Raw genomic sequence first — 19,414 nt, 5'->3', positions numbered from 1 at the left:
TAAAAATGATCTCTTTCTCTTAATTTACTATATTGTGCTTTTGATAAGGCTACAAAAATACGACTTTTATATACGTGGAGTCCTAAGTCTTGATCAGTTTGTTAAAAAATAAGCGCTATGAGTAGAAAAAACTACTTTCAAAAAAAAGAAACGAATCACTATACTGTTGCTTTTTATAACTTAGAAAATCTCTTTGATGTAACAGACGACCCCAATACATTGGATGAGGATTTTTTACCAGATTCTGAAAAAGGCTGGAACCGCAAACGATACGAAAAGAAAATCTTTAAGCTAGGAAATGTAATTTCTAATATTGGGTTTTCAAAAACCCGAAGACCACCTGTTTTGGTAGGTGTCGCAGAAGTTGAAAACAAAAAGGTTCTTGAAGATTTGATACAAACCAAACACCTCAAGAATAAAAACTATGGCATTGTACATTACAACTCTCCAGATGAGCGAGGAATCGATGTCGCCTTTCTATATCTAAAAGACTATTTTGAAGTTCTGGATTCTGAAGCTATTCCTCTTATGGTGAATAATCAAAACGGCGAAAGGGATTATACTCGAGATATTCTCAAAGTCACTGGACTTTTGAATAATGAAAAAATTCACATCTTGGTCAATCATTGGCCCTCGAGAAGGGATGGAGCAGCACTTACCTCATATAAGCGTGTTGCTGCCGCCGATAAAAATCGAGAAATAATCTCAGAAATAACGGCAGAAGATCCTGAAGCAAAAATCATCATCATGGGGGATTTCAACGACGACCCTTATAGTGAAAGTATAAAAGAACATTTGGTACAAGAGGATTTGTTTAATCCTATGGAACGTTTACTAACCCGTTATCAAGGTAGTTTGAACTATCGCAGTCAATGGAACTTGTTCGACCAAATCATTTTCAGTCATAATTTCCATAGATATGAAAAAGGGAAACACAGTTTTTCTAATGCCGCTATCTTTGATAAGGATTTTCTAAAAATCTACAAAGGGCGCTATAAAGGAAATCCCTTTAGAACCTATATCGGAAGAAAATACCTGGGAGGATATAGCGATCATTTTCCTGTGTACATCCAACTAAAAATAAACTAATTCTTCCCCTTATTTTAAAGCAAGAGTGTCTTGTTCCTTTTGTAAAACTATAGAAGTTGTGTTTTCTGTTTTACTGGTTTCTTCATTAGTGTTGATAAATTCATTAACCCCGTCTGGTTGTTCGCAGGAGGTAAAAAACCCAGTGCCAATCATTATTCCTATACCCATTACAATTCCCTTTACTGCTTTCATCTTACATTTTCTTTATCTATTAATTCCCCTTTACTAAATTGTAAATTTAACCTATTGAAAATCAACACAAAAGAGTACTATATCCCATTTTATACGGGGTGTTTTACCCTAAACCGTTGCGTATCAATAAATAGTTATCAACAGGTCAATTATCAAACCCTTGATGAATACTGGGTTTATAGGCGAAAACCATAATTTGTTAATGTTTTTTTAACCTAACTAGGGTGATGGAATGGTTCTAATGCTATACCTTGCGCTACGCAAAAAATCACACAAACAGTTAATTGTCATGAAATTAAAATTACTTTTAATTCCATTGGTTATGTCATTTATTTTGGGGACACGCCATGGAATTGCACAATCCGTATTTATTAATGAAATACACTATGATAATGCCAGCACCGATGTAGACGAGGCTATCGAAATTGCAGGTGCTGCAGGAACAGACCTTACCGGCTGGTCTTTGGTTTTATACAATGGATCCAACGGAACTGCTTACAACACTATTGCACTTTCGGGAACAATAGCTGATCAACAAAATGGTTTTGGAACCGTTGTAGAAATACTACCTGCCAATGGGCTTCAAAATGGAGCGCCAGATGGAATCGCCTTGGTAGACAACGCGAATATCGTGATTCAATTCTTGAGCTACGAAGGTGCTCTTACGGCGACTGATGGTCCTGCTTCTGGACAGACAAGTACTGATATAGGAGTTTCAGAATCTAGTAGTACGCAAGTCGGAGCTTCTTTACAACTTTCAGGTTCAGGAACTATGGCTTCCGATTTTGTTTGGGAAGCGACTACAGCGAATACTTATGGAACTATAAATACCAATCAAACTTTTGGAACGCCTGTTATCATTCCGGTAATCAATGAGTTTGTATTGAATCACACTAGTTCTGATACCGACGAGTTTGTAGAAATCCTAGCAGGTATAGAAACAGATCTAAGTGAATATTGGATTCTTGAAATCGAAGGTGATAGCAATGGTCTGGGAACCGTAGACGAAGTCATCCAATTAGGAACTACGGATATCAATGGATACTTTACTACTCCTTTTGGAAGCAATGTTTTTGAAAACGGAACACTTGCCATTCTTTTGGTAAAAAACTTTACCGGTACTCTGGGGCAAGATTTGGATACTAATGATGATGGTACTTTTGATATTACTCCTTGGGAAGAAATCACCGATGACATTGGAGTAAATGATGGTGGTGCTTCTGACCTTAATTATGCTTCTGTAACCTTACTACAATCATTTGATGGAATTTCATTTACCGTAGGTGGAGCTTCAAGATTCCCTAATGGTCAGGATACCGATGCGGCAATCGATTGGACTAGAAATGACTTTGACGGAAGTGGATTGCCTAGTTTCCCAACCGTAGCGGCGGATCCGGGAGAGGCAGTAAATACCCCTAACCGAGAAAATGTAGTGATCGAAGATGGTGGAGGAAACGATCCAGTAATCGTAATTAATGAAATTGATGCAGATACCGAAGGTTCTGATGTATTAGAATTTGTAGAATTATACGATGGTGGTCTAGGAAACACTTCATTAGATGGTCATATTCTAGTGTTCTACAATGGATCAAACAATCAAAGCTATGCAACTTACGATCTAGCAGGATTGACCACCAATGCTAATGGATATTTTGTAATCGGTAATCCTGATGTAGCAAACGTTTCTGTTACTTTTCCTGGGAATGGTTTACAAAATGGAGCAGATGCAGTGGCACTTTATAAAACCGATGCGGCTAGTTTTCCAAACGGAACTGCAGTGACCACAGACAACTTGATCGATGCTATTGTATATGATACCAATGATGGGGATGACGCCGAACTTTTAGTTCTTTTGAATGCTGGTGAGCCACAAATTAATGAAGATGGTAATGGAGATAAGGATTTCCACTCATTACAACGTTTTCCAAATGGATCTGGAGGATTAAGAAATACAGCAACCTATACACAAGCTATACCTACACCTGGAAGTGCCAATACCAACGCTACCGAAGTTGTTAACCTGATCATCAATGAAATCGATGCAGATACTCAAGGTTCTGATGCTTTAGAGTTTGTAGAATTATATGATGGAGGTGCAGGAAACACACCGCTAGATGGTTTTGTTTTGGTAAACTATAACGGAAGCAATAACACCAGTTATAATGCTTTTGATTTGGATGGATTTTCTACAAATGCCGAAGGCTATTTTGTAATTGGTAATGCAGATGTGGCAAACGTAAACTTAGTAGTACCTGGAAACTCTTTTCAAAATGGGGCTGACGCTGTAGTACTTTATTTTGGAGATGCTACTAGTTTCCCAAATGGAACTGCTGTGGTCACAGAAAACATCATCGATGCCGTTGTGTATGACACCAACGATGCTGATGATGCAGAATTATTAGTTTTATTAAATGCTGGTCAACCTCAGCTTAACGAAGATGTTAATGGAAACAAAGACGCAGAGTCTTTACAAAGAACACCCAACGGACAAGGTGGTGCAAGAAATACTGAAGGTTATGTTGCCAAAGCTCCAACACCGGGTACAGATAATGATGGAGTTGTAGTAACTCCAGGAGAACCAATTTCTATCGCAGAAGCCAGAGCTACTGCAGAAGGAACTCCTGTAACTATTAGCGGAGTATTAACGGTTACCGACAGTTTTAATGGACCTGCATTTGTGCAAGATGCTACTGGTGGTATTGCTGTTTTTGACGAATTGGTGCATGCAAACATTGCTTTAAAAGTAGGAGACTCTATTACCTTAACAGGGCTTAGAGCAGCATTCAATGATCAGGTACAAATTAGTGGAGTAGTTGAAGTGATCAACAATGGAGCTCCGCAAAATCCAATCGTTGCTCAAGAGATTACCTTGGCTGAACTTGGTAATCATCCTGGAGAATTGGTAAAAGTGGTAAACACTACCTTCCCTAACCCTGGTGATCTTTTATTCGGTAATTCTAACTTTACTCTTACAGATGCTAGCGGTTCTGGAGAGCTTAGAATAGAAAATGACGTAGAATCTATCGTAGGTAAAGTACAACCTGTAACTTGTCCAGAGATTACTGGTGTAGTGGGTCGTTTTAGAGAATTTTTCCAACTGCTACCAAGACAAGAAACAGATATCCCATGTGCATTAGAATTTATTCCACCTGGTGATACTGTTGGGTTCCCAAAAGAGGATACCTTTGATGTGGTTGCATGGAATATCGAGTGGTTTGGAGACGAAAACAACTCACCTGTAGGACAAAATCCAATGTCTGATGCCATCCAAAGAGATAGTACGGCTACTGTATTGAGACGATTAAATGCAGATGTTTTTGCGGTAGAAGAAATTGCAGACGATGCTCTTTTTGCAGAATTGGTAGCACAATTGCCAGGATATGATTATATCCTTTCAGATGCTACATCTAACCCTGGTGGATCTCCTCCTTTCCAGAAGGTTGGATTTATCTATAATACCGAAACGGTATCCGTAGTAAACACTAGAGCGATGTTCACCTCTATTCATCCATTATACAATGGTGGTGACGATTCTGCTATAGCGGATTATCCCAATGATACTTCTCGTTTCTTTGCTAGTGGTAGATTACCGTTCTTAATGACAGCTGATGTTACCATTAACGGAGTTACAGAGCGCATAGATCTTATTGCACTGCATGCAAGAGCCAACAGTGGTAATGATGCCCAAGGGAGATACGATATGCGTCGTTATGATGTAGAAGTACTGAAAGATTCTCTCGATGTGAACTTTGCGAACAATAAAGTAATTCTTTTAGGAGATTATAATGATGATGTAGATGAAACCGTTGCTGATATTCCTTCTACGGTATCAAGTTTCCAGGAATATGTTGATGATACCGAAAATTACACCATTGTTTCTTCGGCTTTAAGTGAAGCTGGATTGCGTTCTTTCGTATTTAGAGAAAATATGATCGATCATATTGCCATTACCAATGAGCTTGACGATGCTTACATCGAAAACTCCGTAACTGTGCATTATGAAGTTTACGATAACGACTATGCCTTCACTACCTCTGATCACTTCCCGGTTTCTGCAAGGTTCTTATTAGAGCCAGAATTTGTGGATAACGAATGTGTAGGGGGATCTGTTATAGCTTTCGAACAAGGAAGAAGAAGAGATGGAAGAAGAATTCCAAGATTACGAAGCCAGCCCAAACGTGCTCTAGGATACCCTAGAGAAAGAAGGTATCTTAACTTTGTAAGTTTAGGTTTTGGTGGATCAATCACTATCGAACTTAACAATGAAATCTTTGACAATGCAGATACCAACGAATTTGCTGTTTTTGAATCTACCGGTTTCTTTGATAATATACCTTGTCGTTATTTCCCAGAATCTGCAGAGGTATTTGCTTCTCAAGATGGAGTAGAGTTCGTTTCTTTGGGAACTACCTGCCAGGATGGAGAATTTGATTTGGCAGCAGGTAATTTAGCTTCTGCAAAATACATCAAGGTTGTTGATATTAGTGATAAGTACTTATTCCCTTGGTTTGCGGATGGATATGATCTTGACGCTATCGTATGCTTAGAAAACGGAGAGCGTTTGGTAAATAAACAAAACGTAGCTTTAGCTGAAAATCCAACAGCTTTAGAAAGTGAATTGATGAATGAAGATTTTGAAGCTGAAGACTTGCAAGTTGCGTTAACACCAAATCCGGTTGTTGACCAATTGTCAGTTAGTTTCAATACTTTCTTAGAAAGTGATGTGAACATTTCTATTACTGATGTAACTGGAAAAACCGTATACCTTCAAACGATTCGACTTAATGCCGGAGAATCTAAATTATCTCTAGATATGGATCGTTACCCAAAAGGGTTTTATGTGGTTAAGGTAGCTGATGTAAAAGGCAGCTTTAGCAACACACAAAAGATAATTAAGCAATAGTAATATACTAACTGTTAAACACGAAAGAGCCGAGTTATTTACCCGGCTCTTTTTTTATTGTAATAAACCTCATCGAGGGTTACTTTAATATTTCATCGTATTTGCTTTTGTTGTTTAGGATCTCCTTACTTTTTGCGATCTCTGGATTATGGGTAACATAATAATTGTATAACCCTTCTCTGTAGAAATAGCGCTTAATGATCTCATCAGTAAGCAGATTCATGATTTCTTTCTTGTGGATGTCCAGTCCCTTTTCTTTTGAAGTATTTATCGCTGCAATCAAGGCATCATAGCTTGCTGAAATATCTTGGTCCAGTTTTTCTCTTTTGGCCACTTTTAAAGCTTTCTCAAGAGACTTCTCTGTTTCTGTTTCAAACTTAAAATCACTATCCTTTACAAACTTCTTAAAATCTTCGTAGTCCTTGTCAGTAAATTTGAAATCACCAGGTTTTTGTAATTGGTGCGAATAGTAATATTTGGTTCCATAGCTGAAGATAGCATCAGATCTTAGCAATGCCGTGGTAATTTTACTGAATTTAGACGTCTCTAATTCAATATCTGGTTCTATTCCTCCTCCATCATACACCGTTCTTCCGTTTTTGGTTTTAAAGGCTTTAAAATCCTTCTCATCAATACGCACTGCTTTATTGTCTTGGTCACGATTCCAATAATCCAGTGCTTGTATACATCTTCCGCTTGGTGTATAGTATCTCGAAATGGTAATTTTCAATTGCGTTCCGTAAGTAAGTTTTTTAGGGCGTTGTACCAATCCCTTTCCAAAACTTCTTGCTCCTATTACCACTCCTCTATCTAAATCCTGAATACTACCTGCTACAATCTCACTAGCCGAAGCGCTTCTTCCATTTACCAATACTACCAATGGAATTTCGGTATCTATAGGAGTTCTCTTTGTAGAGTACTCTTTGTTATATTTTTTTACTATCGACTTGGTAGTAGTAATTAGCTCTCCTTTTGGCACAAAAATATTAGTTACATTGATAGCTTCGCTCAATAATCCTCCAGGATTTCCCCTAAGGTCCAGGATCACTTTGTTGGCACCTTGCGCCTTTAGTTCTTCCAAAGCGTCTTTGGTTTCTGAAGAAGCTTTGCTATTAAACTTCGACAATACAATATATGCTGTGTTATCTTCTAGCAAAGTATAAAAAGGTACTGCATCCACCTCAATTTCTTCACGCGTAAGTACTGTTGTATTTACCTTTCCTTGTCTTTTGTAGGTAATATCTACTGTGGTTCCGCTAGCGCCTTTCAGTAGTTCTCCCGCATCATCTTTGAAATCGGATACCTTGACATCTCCGATCTGAATAATTTCGTCTCCCGCCTTAAGACCTGCTTTATCGGCAGGATACCCCTTATAAGGCTCCATGATGATAATTTTGTCCTTAATCGTTTTTACAGATGCTCCAATACCTGTGTACTCACCCGCATTACGAATTTTGGAAGCTTCGACATCCTGCTCATTCCAATATTTGGTATAAGGATCCAAATCATCCAACATTGCTTTTATGGCGGTATCCATGAGCTCTGCAGGATTGGTCTCATCTACATAATTCATGTTTAACTCCTTAAACATGGTTGTAAAAATTTCGATTTGCTTTGCGATTTCAAAAAAATCAGATTTGAAACTTACTGTTGATAACAGAATTACAACAGCAATAGCGGGATAGAAAATTCTCTTTTTCATGAGCATATATTTAAAGCACATCCAACGATGTATTACTTCGATTTTGGTTCTATTTCTTGCTTAACAAATTTTAGTAATATTCCTTTTATTTTTGATTCAATCAGATCATATTCTGGCATTTCTTTGCCAGTATATAAAAACATAAAAGTGAATTGATGAGTAGTGTTGGCTACAATATACTTATTTTTTCTATAACTTTCTCGCATTAATCGCTTTATCCTATTGCGATCCACCGCTTTTTTGAAATAACGCTTACTTACCGATGTACCAACTTTGAAAGCTACATCTTCTTCAAAAGAAACCATTTTAAAAACTAACCTTACCGGGTATTTGGCAATAGATTTCCCCTCGGCAAATAGTAATTCTATTTCCTTTTTACTCTTTAATTTTTCTTTTTTTCCGAAGGACTCACTCATCATATCAACATGACCATCAAATTTGATCACTAGAAATTATAAAAAATCCGGCCATAAACAACGTTTTATAGCCGGAAAATTATCTTAAGAACTAGACGAACTAGTTCATGTATGTGTTATTACTTGGATTTACATCTGCCATAAGCTTAGTGATATCCAATTTCACCGATTTTATTTCTGATATCGGTTTTTCGATCGTAATGGTATACGTTGGATTCGTCCAAGGCCAATCTGGCATTACCTTTCTTGGCATCGAATCAATAGGATTTCCTTTCTTTCCTCTCATCATTCTTATAGGCATATAAAATGACTCTATAGATCCATCTCCATACTCTACATACAAATCTGTTGGCATTGGCATTTGCCCAACACGCTCCAGAGTAATTAATGTTTTACCATTCTCTTCTGTAACTTCTTTAATACCATAATCAATGGTATTTGTCGTTTGTGTCCAATCATTTAAATACCAATCCAACTGAATTCCAGAGACTTTTTCTGCAATCCTTTTGAAATCATTTGGTGTAGGGTGTTTAAACTTCCATTCCTTATAGTATCTTTTGATGGTTTTCTTCAAGTTATCCTCTCCTATGATATATCCCAATTGAGATAAGAAAACGGCTCCCTTGGCATAAGCAGATGCTCCGTAAGCCGAGTTATGTGCATAACGATCTGCCTGCGTTGTTTGCGGTTGTTCTATTCCCGAAAGTGCTAATTGCATATATCCCTGATATAGCCCTTTTAATGAATTTGGATTGTTTTGCTTCATCACTTCATTCATGGCTAAAGTAGAAATATAGCTTGTAAATCCTTCGTCCATCCATTCGTGTTTGGCTTCGTTGGTTGCCAAAATATGTTGAAACCATGCATGAGCCATTTCATGAGCGGTTACACCAACTAAACTTCCAAACTTTCTTTCTCCGGTTATTAAAGTACACATCGCATACTCCATACCACCGTCTCCTCCTTGTATGATCGAATATTGATCATAAGGATATTTACCGATATGCTCACTGAAATAATTCATCAAATCCACAGACTTAGGTTGTAAATCTTTCCAGTTATCAATAATGTCTTTATTGTTTTTATACAAAAAGTGAAGCTTTGGTCCGTCGGGTATTTGTACCGAATCATGAATGTATTCTGGATCTGCAGCCCAAGTGAAATCATGAACATTTGGCGCCACAAAATGCCATGCTATTTTTTTTCCTTTCACTTTTACGTTGGTTCCAGGTTCTTCATATCCATGTCCTACTTCATTAGGGTTCTGAAGGTATCCCGACCCTCCTAAGACATAAGTCTTATCAATAGAAATAGTGACATCAAAATCTCCCCATACCCCATGAAACTCTCTTGCGATGTAGGGATCGGTATGCCACCCTTCGAAATCATATTCTGCCATCTTTGGATACCACTGTGTCATAGAAAGTGCAACACCTTCTTTGTTGTTTCTTCCCGAACGACGGATCTGAACAGGTACTTGCCCTGTAAACTCCATGGCGAACGTGGCTTTTTCTCCAGGAAGAATCGGTTTGTTCAGGTTTACTTCCAACACAGTACCCGCAACCTCATACTTTGTAGGTTGTCCATTCTGGTTTAAACTAGCAACCTTAATATACCCTATTTCTTCAGGGCTTAATTTACTAATTCTGTCTCCCACTCTTGGATCTGGATCCGGAAGATTGCGAGAACGAACATCCATTTCACTACCGGGTTGAAATGCATTAAAATACAAATGATAAAAAACCTGATTTAACGTGTCTGGAGAATTATTGGTATACGTTAATTCTTGTGTTCCGGAATATTGATAATTTTCAACATTCATATCTATATTCATCTTGTACGCCACACGTTGTTGCCAATACGAGCCATTGTTTTGTGCCCATACGCCGCACGCAACAAAAAGAAAAATTAGAATTACATTTTTACGTATCATAATATTTTTTATTTAGACATCTTATCCGCAAGGATCAATGCATTGTATAAATTTACCATTTTTCCAGATTTTGAAATATCCGAAAACGGCTTAGAATTTGTCTGCTCACCACCAAGGATCACAGAAGTAGTGGTGTTTAATCCACTATCCATAAGGATGTTTTTTACTTGAGCTGCCTTCAACTTAGGATAATAAGACCTGATCAAAGCTGCTACCCCAGCAACTGCAGGAGCAGCCATCGAAGTTCCTTGAAGGTATTCGTATTTGTTATTTGGAGTTGTAGCCCAAATTTTTACTCCAGGAGCAAAAGCGTCTACATTGTTTTTTCCGTAGTTAGAAAAATTGGCAACCAAATTAGATCCATACTCATAATTTAAGGCACCGATCGTGATAAAGTTGTCTGCTATTTCTTCGGAATTGGCAACTTGATCGTTTGGATATACTGGTTTTTCATCCAGATCTATACCTTCATTTCCTGCCGCATTTACGATAAGCACATCTTTTGAAGCCGCATATTTTATGGCGTCCCATACCCATTCTGGATGTGTACTGTAATACTTACCAAAACTAGTGTTGATCACTTTTGCACCGTTATCTACCGCATATCGTATTGCTAGAGCAATATCCTTATCATACTCATCACCATCGGGTACCGCACGGATTGCCATGATTTCAACATTTTTGGCAACACCATTCATTCCCTTACCATTATTTCTTTCAGCGGCAATGATTCCTGCAACGTGAGTTCCGTGCTTAATTCCTTTTTTATCTGCATTAGGCCCCATTACCTTGTTGTTTCCATAATCTCTATCGTCGAAATTATCAACATCATCACCCACTACTGATCTTCCATCAAATTCTGGATTAAGGTTATAATTTAATTGATTGGTGAAATGCTCAACACCCTCTGTTAGGTTCTCGATAAAATCCGGAATAGTATCTCCCGGATCCAAAAACCCAAACATTTGAGACAGAAAAGCAACATGTTGCTGCATTTCTGGTGTTTTTGCTTCTACCTTTAGCAATTCTTCGCTTGAATAATCCTCTTTACCAATTGCAGCTGCAATAGCTTTGTGAGATATTTTTGACTGCTGCAAGATTTGCTCATACTGCATTTTGTTTTGAGAAGCCTCTTGATATTCTTTTTCAAATTCGGCCTTGGCTTCTATATACTGTTGGTACTCTTCTTTTTCATTATCTGCAACCGAAGAAAGGTTCTTGCCCTCGTACTTTGGCTTTAATTTTTTGATAATTCTTACGTATTCCAGATTTTCATCATTAGAATCTCCTAAGAAATTCCATCCGTAGATGTCATCAACATATCCATTGTTATCGTCATCTTTTCCATTTCCTGCAATCTCATTAGGATTTTTCCATACCACACCTTTAAGGTCTTCATGCTCAATGTCAACACCACTATCTATAACTCCTACTACTACCGTTTGTCCTTTTTTACCTTTTAGCAATTCATCATACGCCTTAAGAACACTCATGCCTGGTATAGTATCCGTCACTAAGTCATAAGAATTCCAATTCTTCAGCTGTTTTTCTGTAAGCTGATCGTGTTTCAAAGGAACTGTATCAATATTCTCTATTGGTGTAGAAACTATGGTTGGGGCACCTCCACATCCAACTAAGATTAAAGAAGAGGTTACCACTGAAAAAATCGTATTTGTGGAAAATTTCATTTTCAATTCTATTTTTTTAATTAAATATATCTTCACAGCTAAAAACCTCATTAAGTCGAACGCCTTTTTCTGTGTGTTTTAAGGTTATTATTTCATTATGCGCATCGTGTTCCAAAAACAAATACCATCCGTTGTCTGCGGCTGTTTCTAAAAACAACTTTTTTTCATCCAAGGTCAACAAAGGTCTTGTGTCATATCCCATTACATAAGGTAAGGGAATATGACCCACTGTAGGTAACAAGTCGGCCATAAAAACAATGGTCTTGTCTTTGTGAGTAATATGCGGAATCATTTGCTTTTCTGTATGACCATCAGCAAATAGTACGCCAAAACCTAATTCGGTTTGTTTTTGAAAAGCATTTGCTGTTCTCGAAACGAAGTTAAGATGCCCACTTTCCTCAATAGGTAAAATATTTTCTTTTAAGAACGATGCTTTCTCTCTGGCATTAGGTTGTACTGCCCAATCCCAATGTTCTTTGTTGCTCCATACTTTAGCATTCTTAAATGCCAATTCGTATCCTGTACGGTCTTTATTCCACTGTACTACTCCACCGCAATGGTCAAAATGTAAATGGGTAATAAAAATGTCGGTAATATCATCACGATGAAATCCTTTTTCTTTTAGGGACTTATCCAAATCATCGTCTCCCCATGGTGAGTAATACCCGAAGAATTTCTCTGATTGTTTGTCTCCCATCCCAGAATCGATAAGAGTTAATCGTTCTCCATCTTCGATAAGCAAGCATCTTGCTGCAATATCAATTAGATTGTTAGCATCTGCTGGATTTGTTTTATTCCAAAGCACCTTAGGGACAACGCCAAACATAGCACCTCCGTCTAGTTTAAAATTTCCAGCTTTGATAGGATATAAGTTCATGTATCAATAAAAATCTTTGCAAAATAGAAAAAATGGCAAGGATGAGGATTTATTTTTTAGACTTTTTAACAATATTTCATTAGATATAGCGTCAAAAACTGCAAATCATTTATGAATCCACATTTCTACTGCAGCGATTTCCTATCCAAACGCTCTATTGATAGGATATATAATATCATAAAATAAAGTCATCTTTTGTTTCGTAAAATCCCCTTTATTTCAACTATATTTAAAAAAATTACGATATTTCTACACAAAATTGAATCTATAAATTACTCATGTTAGCACTAGCAGGAATCATTATATTGGGAATTTTGGCACAATGGGTGGCCTGGAAATTTAAAATTCCCGCAATCTTACCTCTAATCCTAATAGGGCTCCTGGTGGGTCCTCTTGCCACATTATACACAGGTGACGGCACAAAACTAATTCAACCTATCTGGAACGGAACCGAAGGGCTTTTTCCTGGTGAAAGTTTGTTTTATTTTGTTTCTCTGGCCATTAGTATCATTCTATTCGAAGGTGGATTAACGCTAAGGCGTAGTGAAATTTTGAATGTAGGTCCGGTGATCATTAAACTTATTACCCTGGCGGTAGTCGTTACCTTTTTTGGAGCTGGACTGGCGGCCCATTTTATTTTTGACCTGAGCTGGCCTATTTCTTTTCTTTTTTCCTCATTAATTATCGTTACGGGGCCAACAGTGATTACACCTATCTTAAGAAATATACCCCTCAAAAAGGATGTGTCCGCTGTATTAAAGTGGGAAGGTATCCTTATCGACCCTATTGGGGCTTTGGTCGCGGTTTTGGTTTTTGAGTTTATTCGTGTTGGTGGAGGTGAAGAGTTTACCTTTACTGCACTTGTCGAATTTAGTAAAATCGTTCTGGTAGGTTTTACCTTTGGTTTTACCTTTGCATATGGTCTTGCTTTTTCACTGAAAAGAAAAATTGTTCCACACTATTTATTGAATGTCGTAACGCTTGCCACAGTACTTGGAGTATTTGTGCTCTCTGATATTTTTGCTCACGAATCCGGTCTATTATCTGTTGTGGTAATGGGTATGGTTTTGGGGAACATTAACTTACCTTATCTGGATGAGATCTTATATTTCAAGGAATCTCTGAGCGTTCTTCTAATTTCGATTCTTTTTATTCTTTTGGCAGCAAATATTAACCTTGAAGACTTACAATTGGTATATAACTGGAAAGCGGGATTGCTTTTTGCCGTTGTTGTATTTATCGTTCGACCTCTTGGGGTTTTTCTTAGTTCTTCGAAATCTGGTCTAAAAACCAATGAAAAGCTTTTTATTAGTTGGGTAGGACCCAGAGGAATTGTAGCAGCAGGAATCGCTTCCTTATTTGGGCTAAAGTTGTACAAAGAAGGAGTACCCGGAGCAGAATATATCACTCCATTGGTGTTTATGATAGTACTGGGTACAGTATTACTAAACGCCACTACTGCACGATATGTGGCCAAATTGGTAGGTGTCTTTTTGAATAAGTCTGAGGGAATTTTAATCATTGGCGCCTCCAAAATTTCAAGGCTTATTGCTCTATACATCAAAAATAATAACAAACATGTTGTACTTGTAGATAGTAATAGAGATAATATTACAAAAGCCAAAGACTTAGGACTAGATGCTATTGAAGCAAACATTTATGGTGAGCAATTAAAAGATAATATCGAGCTTAATGACGTTGGATATCTTATGGCACTTACTGCTAACAGTGATATCAATAAATATGCGATTAATAAGTTTAAGGATCAATTTGGGGAGAACGGTTCGTTTCGATTAATCACTTCGGACGAAATGAATAATCCTAATAACAATCCACAAGAAGGATTGTTTTCTCATACCGATGATTACTACAAACTTATTGCACTTGCCGAAAAGTATCCTAGTATTCAAGAAATAAAAATTAAGGACAAAAAGCATTATAAAACGCTTATTGAGATTACCAAAGAAGATTCAGATATCATTCCTCTGTTTATAAAAAATAGTACTAAAAATCTTCGTATTATTTCTTCCTACAGCAGAGAAATAGATCAGATACAGGAAGACAGTTACTTAGCCTATATCGGTAAACCTTTTGATATTGAAGAGGTATAAAAACAATCGCTAAAAAACATTTTTTATCGATAAAATGCATTTTTTTAACTTAATTTTTTGTTAATAAGTGTATAACTTCTATATTTGGGCTCATAAATTTACATTAAACACCCAAATACTATGAAAAAACTTATGTTATCTGCCGTATGTGCATTCGCTTTAGTTATAACCTCTTGTGGAAGTGATGATGATGGAGGAGGAAACTGTAGAGAGTGTGAAATCATTGGTATCGCAACTTCTATTTGTGACAACGGTGATGGTACAGTAACTGTTACTGCATTAGGGCAGTCTGGTACTGAAACACTTCCAGAAGGAACAACTTTTGAAGCGTTTGCTGATGCCACTTGTAATGCTGGAATAACAATCGGTCAATAATCGGCCTAGCTAACTAAATCTTATGAAGGTGACTCTATTTGGAGTCACCTTTTTTCTTTTATCAAATACATGTACACTGGTAAGTGATCACTATAGCCTCCTACATAGTTTTGACCACTAAAACTTCGGAAAGGATATCCTTTATATCTCCCGGTGGTAGTTATTAAAAATGCTTCACTGAATATTCCTACCTTATAAAACCTGTAAGAACTGTAATCTTCTTGTAATAACTCCTTCGACACGATGATTTGGTCAAAAATCGTCCAACTATCGTTCCAGGCATGCGTACCAACACCTTTATTCTTCATTTTGGCCAAAGGATTATATAACTCTTTCAAATCTGTATCCATTCGTTTAGAGGTCACTCCCAATACTTTTTTTAGGCTTGCGCTATCAGGATCATCATTAAAATCTCCCAACGTAATTATTTTTGAGTAAGGATCTAAAACAAAAATTGAATCTATTATTCTTTTATTCAGTTTCGCTGCTTTTTTCCTTTTATATGCGCTTCTTGTCTCACCTCCTCTTCTTGATGGCCAATGATTTACAATACAATGAATCAAATCACCATCCAAATACCCGCTTACTATCAATTGATCTCTTGTATATACTCTTTTTTGTGTTACTTCATCATAAAGGTATAATTCATAGGTTTTAAAATGTTTTGGTTTGAACCGATCTTTTTGATACAATAAACCCACGTCTATTCCTCTGCGATCTGGAGAGTCCTTGTGTATAATCCCATATTTATTTTGAATAAGGATAGGTTCTTTAATCAAATCTTCTAATACCTTCCTGTTTTCTATTTCTGCAACTCCTAGTATAGCCGGAGCACTTCCAGTATGTTCTTTTCCAATTTTCGAAATCACTAATGCCATGTTTTGTAATTTCTCTTTATACAATTTATCGGTCCAATGATATCGGCCTTTTGGAGTTCTATCATTATCAAATGTTAGAGGATCATCTATGGTATCAAAAAGGTTTTCTAAATTATAAAAAGCGACGGTCTGAATGTTATAGGTTTTCTTTTGCTGTGAGAGCAGTATCGCAGGCACAAAAGACAAAAAGATCATCAGTACTCTTTTAATCACAACCATAATACAAATCGTTTAATCATTCTCACAAATATTAATGTTCTGAGTTTCAGATTTTGAAACTGATGTAATTTAATATTGCCTCTCACAACGTCGTCCTACTCATAATTTTTTATAACCAAAAAGAATTAGGTAAAGGACATGATAAATCGAATATCTACATTAAAACTCGCTCTGGTATTTGAGTTTTGTGTTTCCATCTTAAATGCTCAGGAAACTAATATAAAAGGTAGGGTTATCGACACTTTTAGCAATGAAAATATTGTTGATGCTTTGGTGTCAATTGAAAAAACCGATATCTCTTGTCGAACCAATACTTTTGGAGTCTTTAGCTTTAATGATGAGCAACTTCCTCTTGGAGAGCAGATTCTTGTCATTTCAAAACGTGGATACCTTTCGAAACGGTTTCCTGTTGTGATTAATGAAGCCCAAATACTTGATCTTAAAATCCTCCGATTAGATTATGATTTTAGTGAAGAGGATCAACAAATTGCTACTATCGAAATCAGTGACCTGGAACTGGAAGAAGAGAACGATGTTTCCTTTAATATTCCGGCGCTCTTACAAGCTAGAAAAGACATCTTCTTGAATGCCGCAGCATATGATTTTAGCGCAGCTTTTTTTCGACCAAGAGGCATAAATAATGAAAATAGTCAACTTTTGATTAACGGAATTGCTTTCAACAAAATCTACAATGGAAGACCGCAATGGAGCAATTGGGGAGGGTTAAATGATGTACAGCGCAATCAGGAATTTTCAATGGGTATTTCAGAAAACAGCTATTCCTTTGGCGATCTCCTGGGGACATCAAATATCATTATGAGGGCATCTCAGTACAGAAAAGGAGGAAGAGTCTCTTATGCCGCTTCAAACCGCACCTACCAGGGAAGGGTAATGGCTACCTATAATTCTGGAGTTTCACAAAGCGGATGGGCATATTCATTATCGTTTTCTAAAAGATTTGGTGAGGAAGGAATTTTTGAAGGCACAGGATACAATGCACACTCCTTTTTTGCATCCGTAGAGAAAAAAATAAATGAGAAACACAGTCTTAATTTTACGGGGTTCTATACGCCAAATCAAAGAGGTCGATCTACTGCAATTACCGAAGAGGTAGCTCGTATCAAAGGACCTAATTACAATCCGAATTGGGGATATCATAATGGTAAAATAAGAAATGCTCGACAACGAAGAATAGAAGAACCTATCTTTATGCTAAATCATTATTGGCAGCTTTCAGAAAATACCCTAATCAATACCAATTTAGCGTATCAAACCGGAGAGGTAGGGAACAGTCGTATTGATAACACAGGAGGAGACCTGTTTATAACTTCAAGTGGACAACAGCTGTTTGCCGGAGGAGGAAGAAGTACACAAACCAACCCTGTTCATCAAAGTAACTTACCTAGTTTTTTTCTTGGTAACCCTAACCCAACTCACCTAGATTTTCAGAATGCTTTTTTAGCTCGAGAAAACCTAATCAATAATGGACAGATCGATTGGGACTCTCTAGTAGCTACAAATCTTAACAATGCAGCATTAGGAAATAATTCTACTTATATCGTATATGAAGATCGTACGGATGACACTCAATTGGTGGGTAATGTGATTGTAAGTAGTAAGATATCCAAACATATCAATTTTAATGCTTCCATGTCTTATCGCTCCTTATCTAGTGAAAACTTTGCAGAAGTAAGCGATTTATTAGGGGGTAATGGTTTTTTGGATGTTGATCTCTTTGCTATATCCTTTTCTTCTTTAGACCACGATATACAACTTAATCAAGCGCAAAGTGATCTACGTAACCCAAATAGAATAGTCTCCGAAGGAGACAGATATGATTACAACTATATACTGGAAGCGGCTACTATGAATGGGTTTTTGCAAACATCATTTCGGTTTAACCCCGTTGATTTTTTTATTGGAGGTAAGATATCTCAATCTTCCTTTCAAAGAGACGGACTGTATGAAAATGGTTATTTTCCCGGCAATCAATCCTTTGGAAAAAGTACGGCACAGCAATTTCTAAATTATGGCATAAAAACAGGATCTACGATACGAATCGATGGGTTACAGACTTTTCAGGTCAATGCGGGATATTTTAGTAAAGCCCCTACGCTTCAAAATGTTTTTGTAAACCCAAGACAAAACAACATGACTGTTTCTGAGCTTACCGGAACAGAACAACCAAATGAAATCATTCAAACCGTAGATGCTAACTATTTATTCCGTTCTAAACGCATCAAAGCGCGTTTGAGCGGTTATTATACCAAAATAGAAGACGCGACAGATATTTCCTTTTTTTACACGCAAGCTATTTCAGGATCAGAAGCTGGTTTTGTACAAGAGATTGTAACCGATATCGATAAGCTTTACTATGGAGGTGAACTAGGTATTGAATTTCAGATTACCCCAACCTTAAAACTCAAATCCGCAGCAGCGATTGGAGAATTTAGATACAATAACAACCCAGAACTAGCACTAGCCAGTACTAGTGATGTTTTTGCAGAGGTACAAGGTGTTCGTTCTTTCGGCAAATCCTACATCAAGGGATATTATTTGCCTGTGGGTCCACAAAACGTGGCTCAATTGGGATTCGAATACCGTGATCCTGATTTTTGGTGGTTTGGAACCACTGTTAATTATTTTTCTAACGCCTTTATCAATGTGAGTCCATTTGCAAGAACCTCTAATTTTTATCAAGATCGTGATGGTTTGCCTTTTAATGATATTGATGAAACTGTAGCTCAATCTTTGTTACAGCAAGAACAATTGGAAGATTACTTTCTTGTAAATGCTATTGGTGGAAAATCATGGAGAATTAACAATTATACTTTAGGTTTTTTTGCTTCCATTACTAACATCCTTGACCAGAAATACAGAACCGGTGGTTTTGAACAAACCAGAAATGCCAATTATAGACTAGCATTAGAAGAATCCAGAAGGGATACGCCCATTTTTGGCCCAAAGTACTTTTATGGCTTCAGCACCTCATACTACCTTAATTTTTATGTAAGATTTTAAACACAGATCA

Annotated in this window: 12 protein-coding genes; 5 read left to right on the top strand and 7 right to left on the bottom strand. The window is 37.1% G+C overall.

The genetic code is table 11. The features are described 5' to 3' along the window. Positions 1-117 precede the first annotated feature (117 nt). Positions 118-1,089 carry an endonuclease/exonuclease/phosphatase family protein gene (locus BUE24_RS10935; protein ID WP_073316054.1) on the top strand — a complete coding sequence of 324 codons (972 nt, stop codon included), beginning with the start codon at positions 118-120 and terminating at the stop codon, positions 1,087-1,089. Between the two features lie 9 nt (positions 1,090-1,098). On the opposite strand, the gene BUE24_RS10930 is transcribed toward BUE24_RS10935, so the two are convergent. Then, positions 1,099-1,281 (bottom strand): hypothetical protein, encoded by a 183-nt coding sequence (locus tag BUE24_RS10930; protein ID WP_073316053.1) that lies wholly within the window; start codon positions 1,279-1,281, stop codon positions 1,099-1,101. 289 nt (positions 1,282-1,570) lie between these two features. Here BUE24_RS10930 and BUE24_RS10925 point away from each other — a divergent pair, with 289 nt between their 5' ends. After that, on the top strand, positions 1,571-6,184 hold the full coding sequence (locus BUE24_RS10925; protein WP_084549489.1) for a T9SS type A sorting domain-containing protein: 4,614 nt from the start codon (positions 1,571-1,573) through the stop codon (positions 6,182-6,184). A gap of 79 nt (positions 6,185-6,263) precedes the next feature. Here the strand turns inward: BUE24_RS10925 and BUE24_RS10920 are convergent, their stop codons facing one another. From BUE24_RS10920 to BUE24_RS10900, 5 genes are all read right to left on the bottom strand, one after another. Then, on the bottom strand, positions 6,264-7,886 hold the full coding sequence (locus BUE24_RS10920; protein ID WP_073316052.1) for a S41 family peptidase: 1,623 nt from the start codon (positions 7,884-7,886) through the stop codon (positions 6,264-6,266). A gap of 32 nt (positions 7,887-7,918) precedes the next feature. Further along, entirely contained in the window at positions 7,919-8,332 is a 414-nt protein-coding gene (gene rnpA / locus BUE24_RS10915; protein WP_342039427.1) for a ribonuclease P protein component, read from the bottom strand. A gap of 70 nt (positions 8,333-8,402) precedes the next feature. Continuing rightward, positions 8,403-10,235, bottom strand: a complete 1,833-nt coding sequence (locus tag BUE24_RS10910) for a M1 family metallopeptidase (protein ID WP_073316051.1) — start codon at positions 10,233-10,235, stop codon at positions 8,403-8,405. Between the two features lie 8 nt (positions 10,236-10,243). Next, positions 10,244-11,923, bottom strand: coding sequence for a S8 family peptidase (locus BUE24_RS10905; RefSeq protein WP_073316205.1), 1,680 nt, complete (start codon positions 11,921-11,923; stop codon positions 10,244-10,246). A 16-nt stretch (positions 11,924-11,939) separates the two neighbouring features. Beyond that, positions 11,940-12,800 (bottom strand): MBL fold metallo-hydrolase, encoded by an 861-nt coding sequence (locus tag BUE24_RS10900; protein ID WP_073316050.1) that lies wholly within the window; start codon positions 12,798-12,800, stop codon positions 11,940-11,942. A 278-nt stretch (positions 12,801-13,078) separates the two neighbouring features. On the opposite strand from BUE24_RS10900, the gene BUE24_RS10895 reads away from it, so the two are divergent. Together BUE24_RS10895 and BUE24_RS10890 are read left to right on the top strand one after the other, a co-directional pair. After that, a complete protein-coding gene (locus BUE24_RS10895; RefSeq protein ID WP_073316049.1) occupies positions 13,079-14,911 on the top strand; it encodes a cation:proton antiporter in 1,833 nt (610 codons plus the stop codon). A 120-nt stretch (positions 14,912-15,031) separates the two neighbouring features. Beyond that, complete coding sequence (locus BUE24_RS10890; RefSeq protein WP_073316048.1) at positions 15,032-15,286, top strand: hypothetical protein; 255 nt, start codon at positions 15,032-15,034, stop codon at positions 15,284-15,286. 44 nt (positions 15,287-15,330) lie between these two features. Here the strand turns inward: BUE24_RS10890 and BUE24_RS10885 are convergent, their stop codons facing one another. Next, the gene (locus BUE24_RS10885; RefSeq protein WP_483188849.1) at positions 15,331-16,374 is read right to left on the bottom strand and encodes an endonuclease/exonuclease/phosphatase family protein; all 1,044 of its coding nucleotides are present in this window, start codon (positions 16,372-16,374) and stop codon (positions 15,331-15,333) included. A 147-nt stretch (positions 16,375-16,521) separates the two neighbouring features. On the opposite strand from BUE24_RS10885, the gene BUE24_RS10880 reads away from it, so the two are divergent. Then, positions 16,522-19,404: a peptidase associated/transthyretin-like domain-containing protein gene (locus tag BUE24_RS10880; RefSeq protein ID WP_073316046.1), complete on the top strand. Its 2,883-nt coding sequence runs from the start codon at positions 16,522-16,524 to the stop codon at positions 19,402-19,404. Positions 19,405-19,414 lie beyond the last annotated feature (10 nt).

This window comes from Aquimarina spongiae, from assembly GCF_900141785.1.
GTDB classification, from domain to species: domain Bacteria; phylum Bacteroidota; class Bacteroidia; order Flavobacteriales; family Flavobacteriaceae; genus Aquimarina; species Aquimarina spongiae.
The sequence above is the reverse complement of the archived record's forward strand: the minus strand, read 5'-3'. Positions and strand labels throughout refer to the sequence as shown.

What these genes read in the sequence shown, in the direction of transcription:
- BUE24_RS10935 (WP_073316054.1), top strand. Translation starts at nt 118, where the DNA reads ATGAGTAGAAAAAACTACTTTCAAAAAAAAGAAACGAATCACTATACT.
- BUE24_RS10930 (WP_073316053.1), bottom strand. Translation starts at nt 1,281, where the DNA reads ATGAAAGCAGTAAAGGGAATTGTAATGGGTATAGGAATAATGATTGGC.
- BUE24_RS10925 (WP_084549489.1), top strand. Translation starts at nt 1,571, where the DNA reads ATGAAATTAAAATTACTTTTAATTCCATTGGTTATGTCATTTATTTTG.
- BUE24_RS10920 (WP_073316052.1), bottom strand. Translation starts at nt 7,886, where the DNA reads ATGAAAAAGAGAATTTTCTATCCCGCTATTGCTGTTGTAATTCTGTTA.
- BUE24_RS10910 (WP_073316051.1), bottom strand. Translation starts at nt 10,235, where the DNA reads ATGATACGTAAAAATGTAATTCTAATTTTTCTTTTTGTTGCGTGCGGC.
- BUE24_RS10905 (WP_073316205.1), bottom strand. Translation starts at nt 11,923, where the DNA reads ATGAAATTTTCCACAAATACGATTTTTTCAGTGGTAACCTCTTCTTTA.
- BUE24_RS10900 (WP_073316050.1), bottom strand. Translation starts at nt 12,800, where the DNA reads ATGAACTTATATCCTATCAAAGCTGGAAATTTTAAACTAGACGGAGGT.
- BUE24_RS10895 (WP_073316049.1), top strand. Translation starts at nt 13,079, where the DNA reads ATGTTAGCACTAGCAGGAATCATTATATTGGGAATTTTGGCACAATGG.
- BUE24_RS10890 (WP_073316048.1), top strand. Translation starts at nt 15,032, where the DNA reads ATGAAAAAACTTATGTTATCTGCCGTATGTGCATTCGCTTTAGTTATA.
- BUE24_RS10880 (WP_073316046.1), top strand. Translation starts at nt 16,522, where the DNA reads ATGATAAATCGAATATCTACATTAAAACTCGCTCTGGTATTTGAGTTT.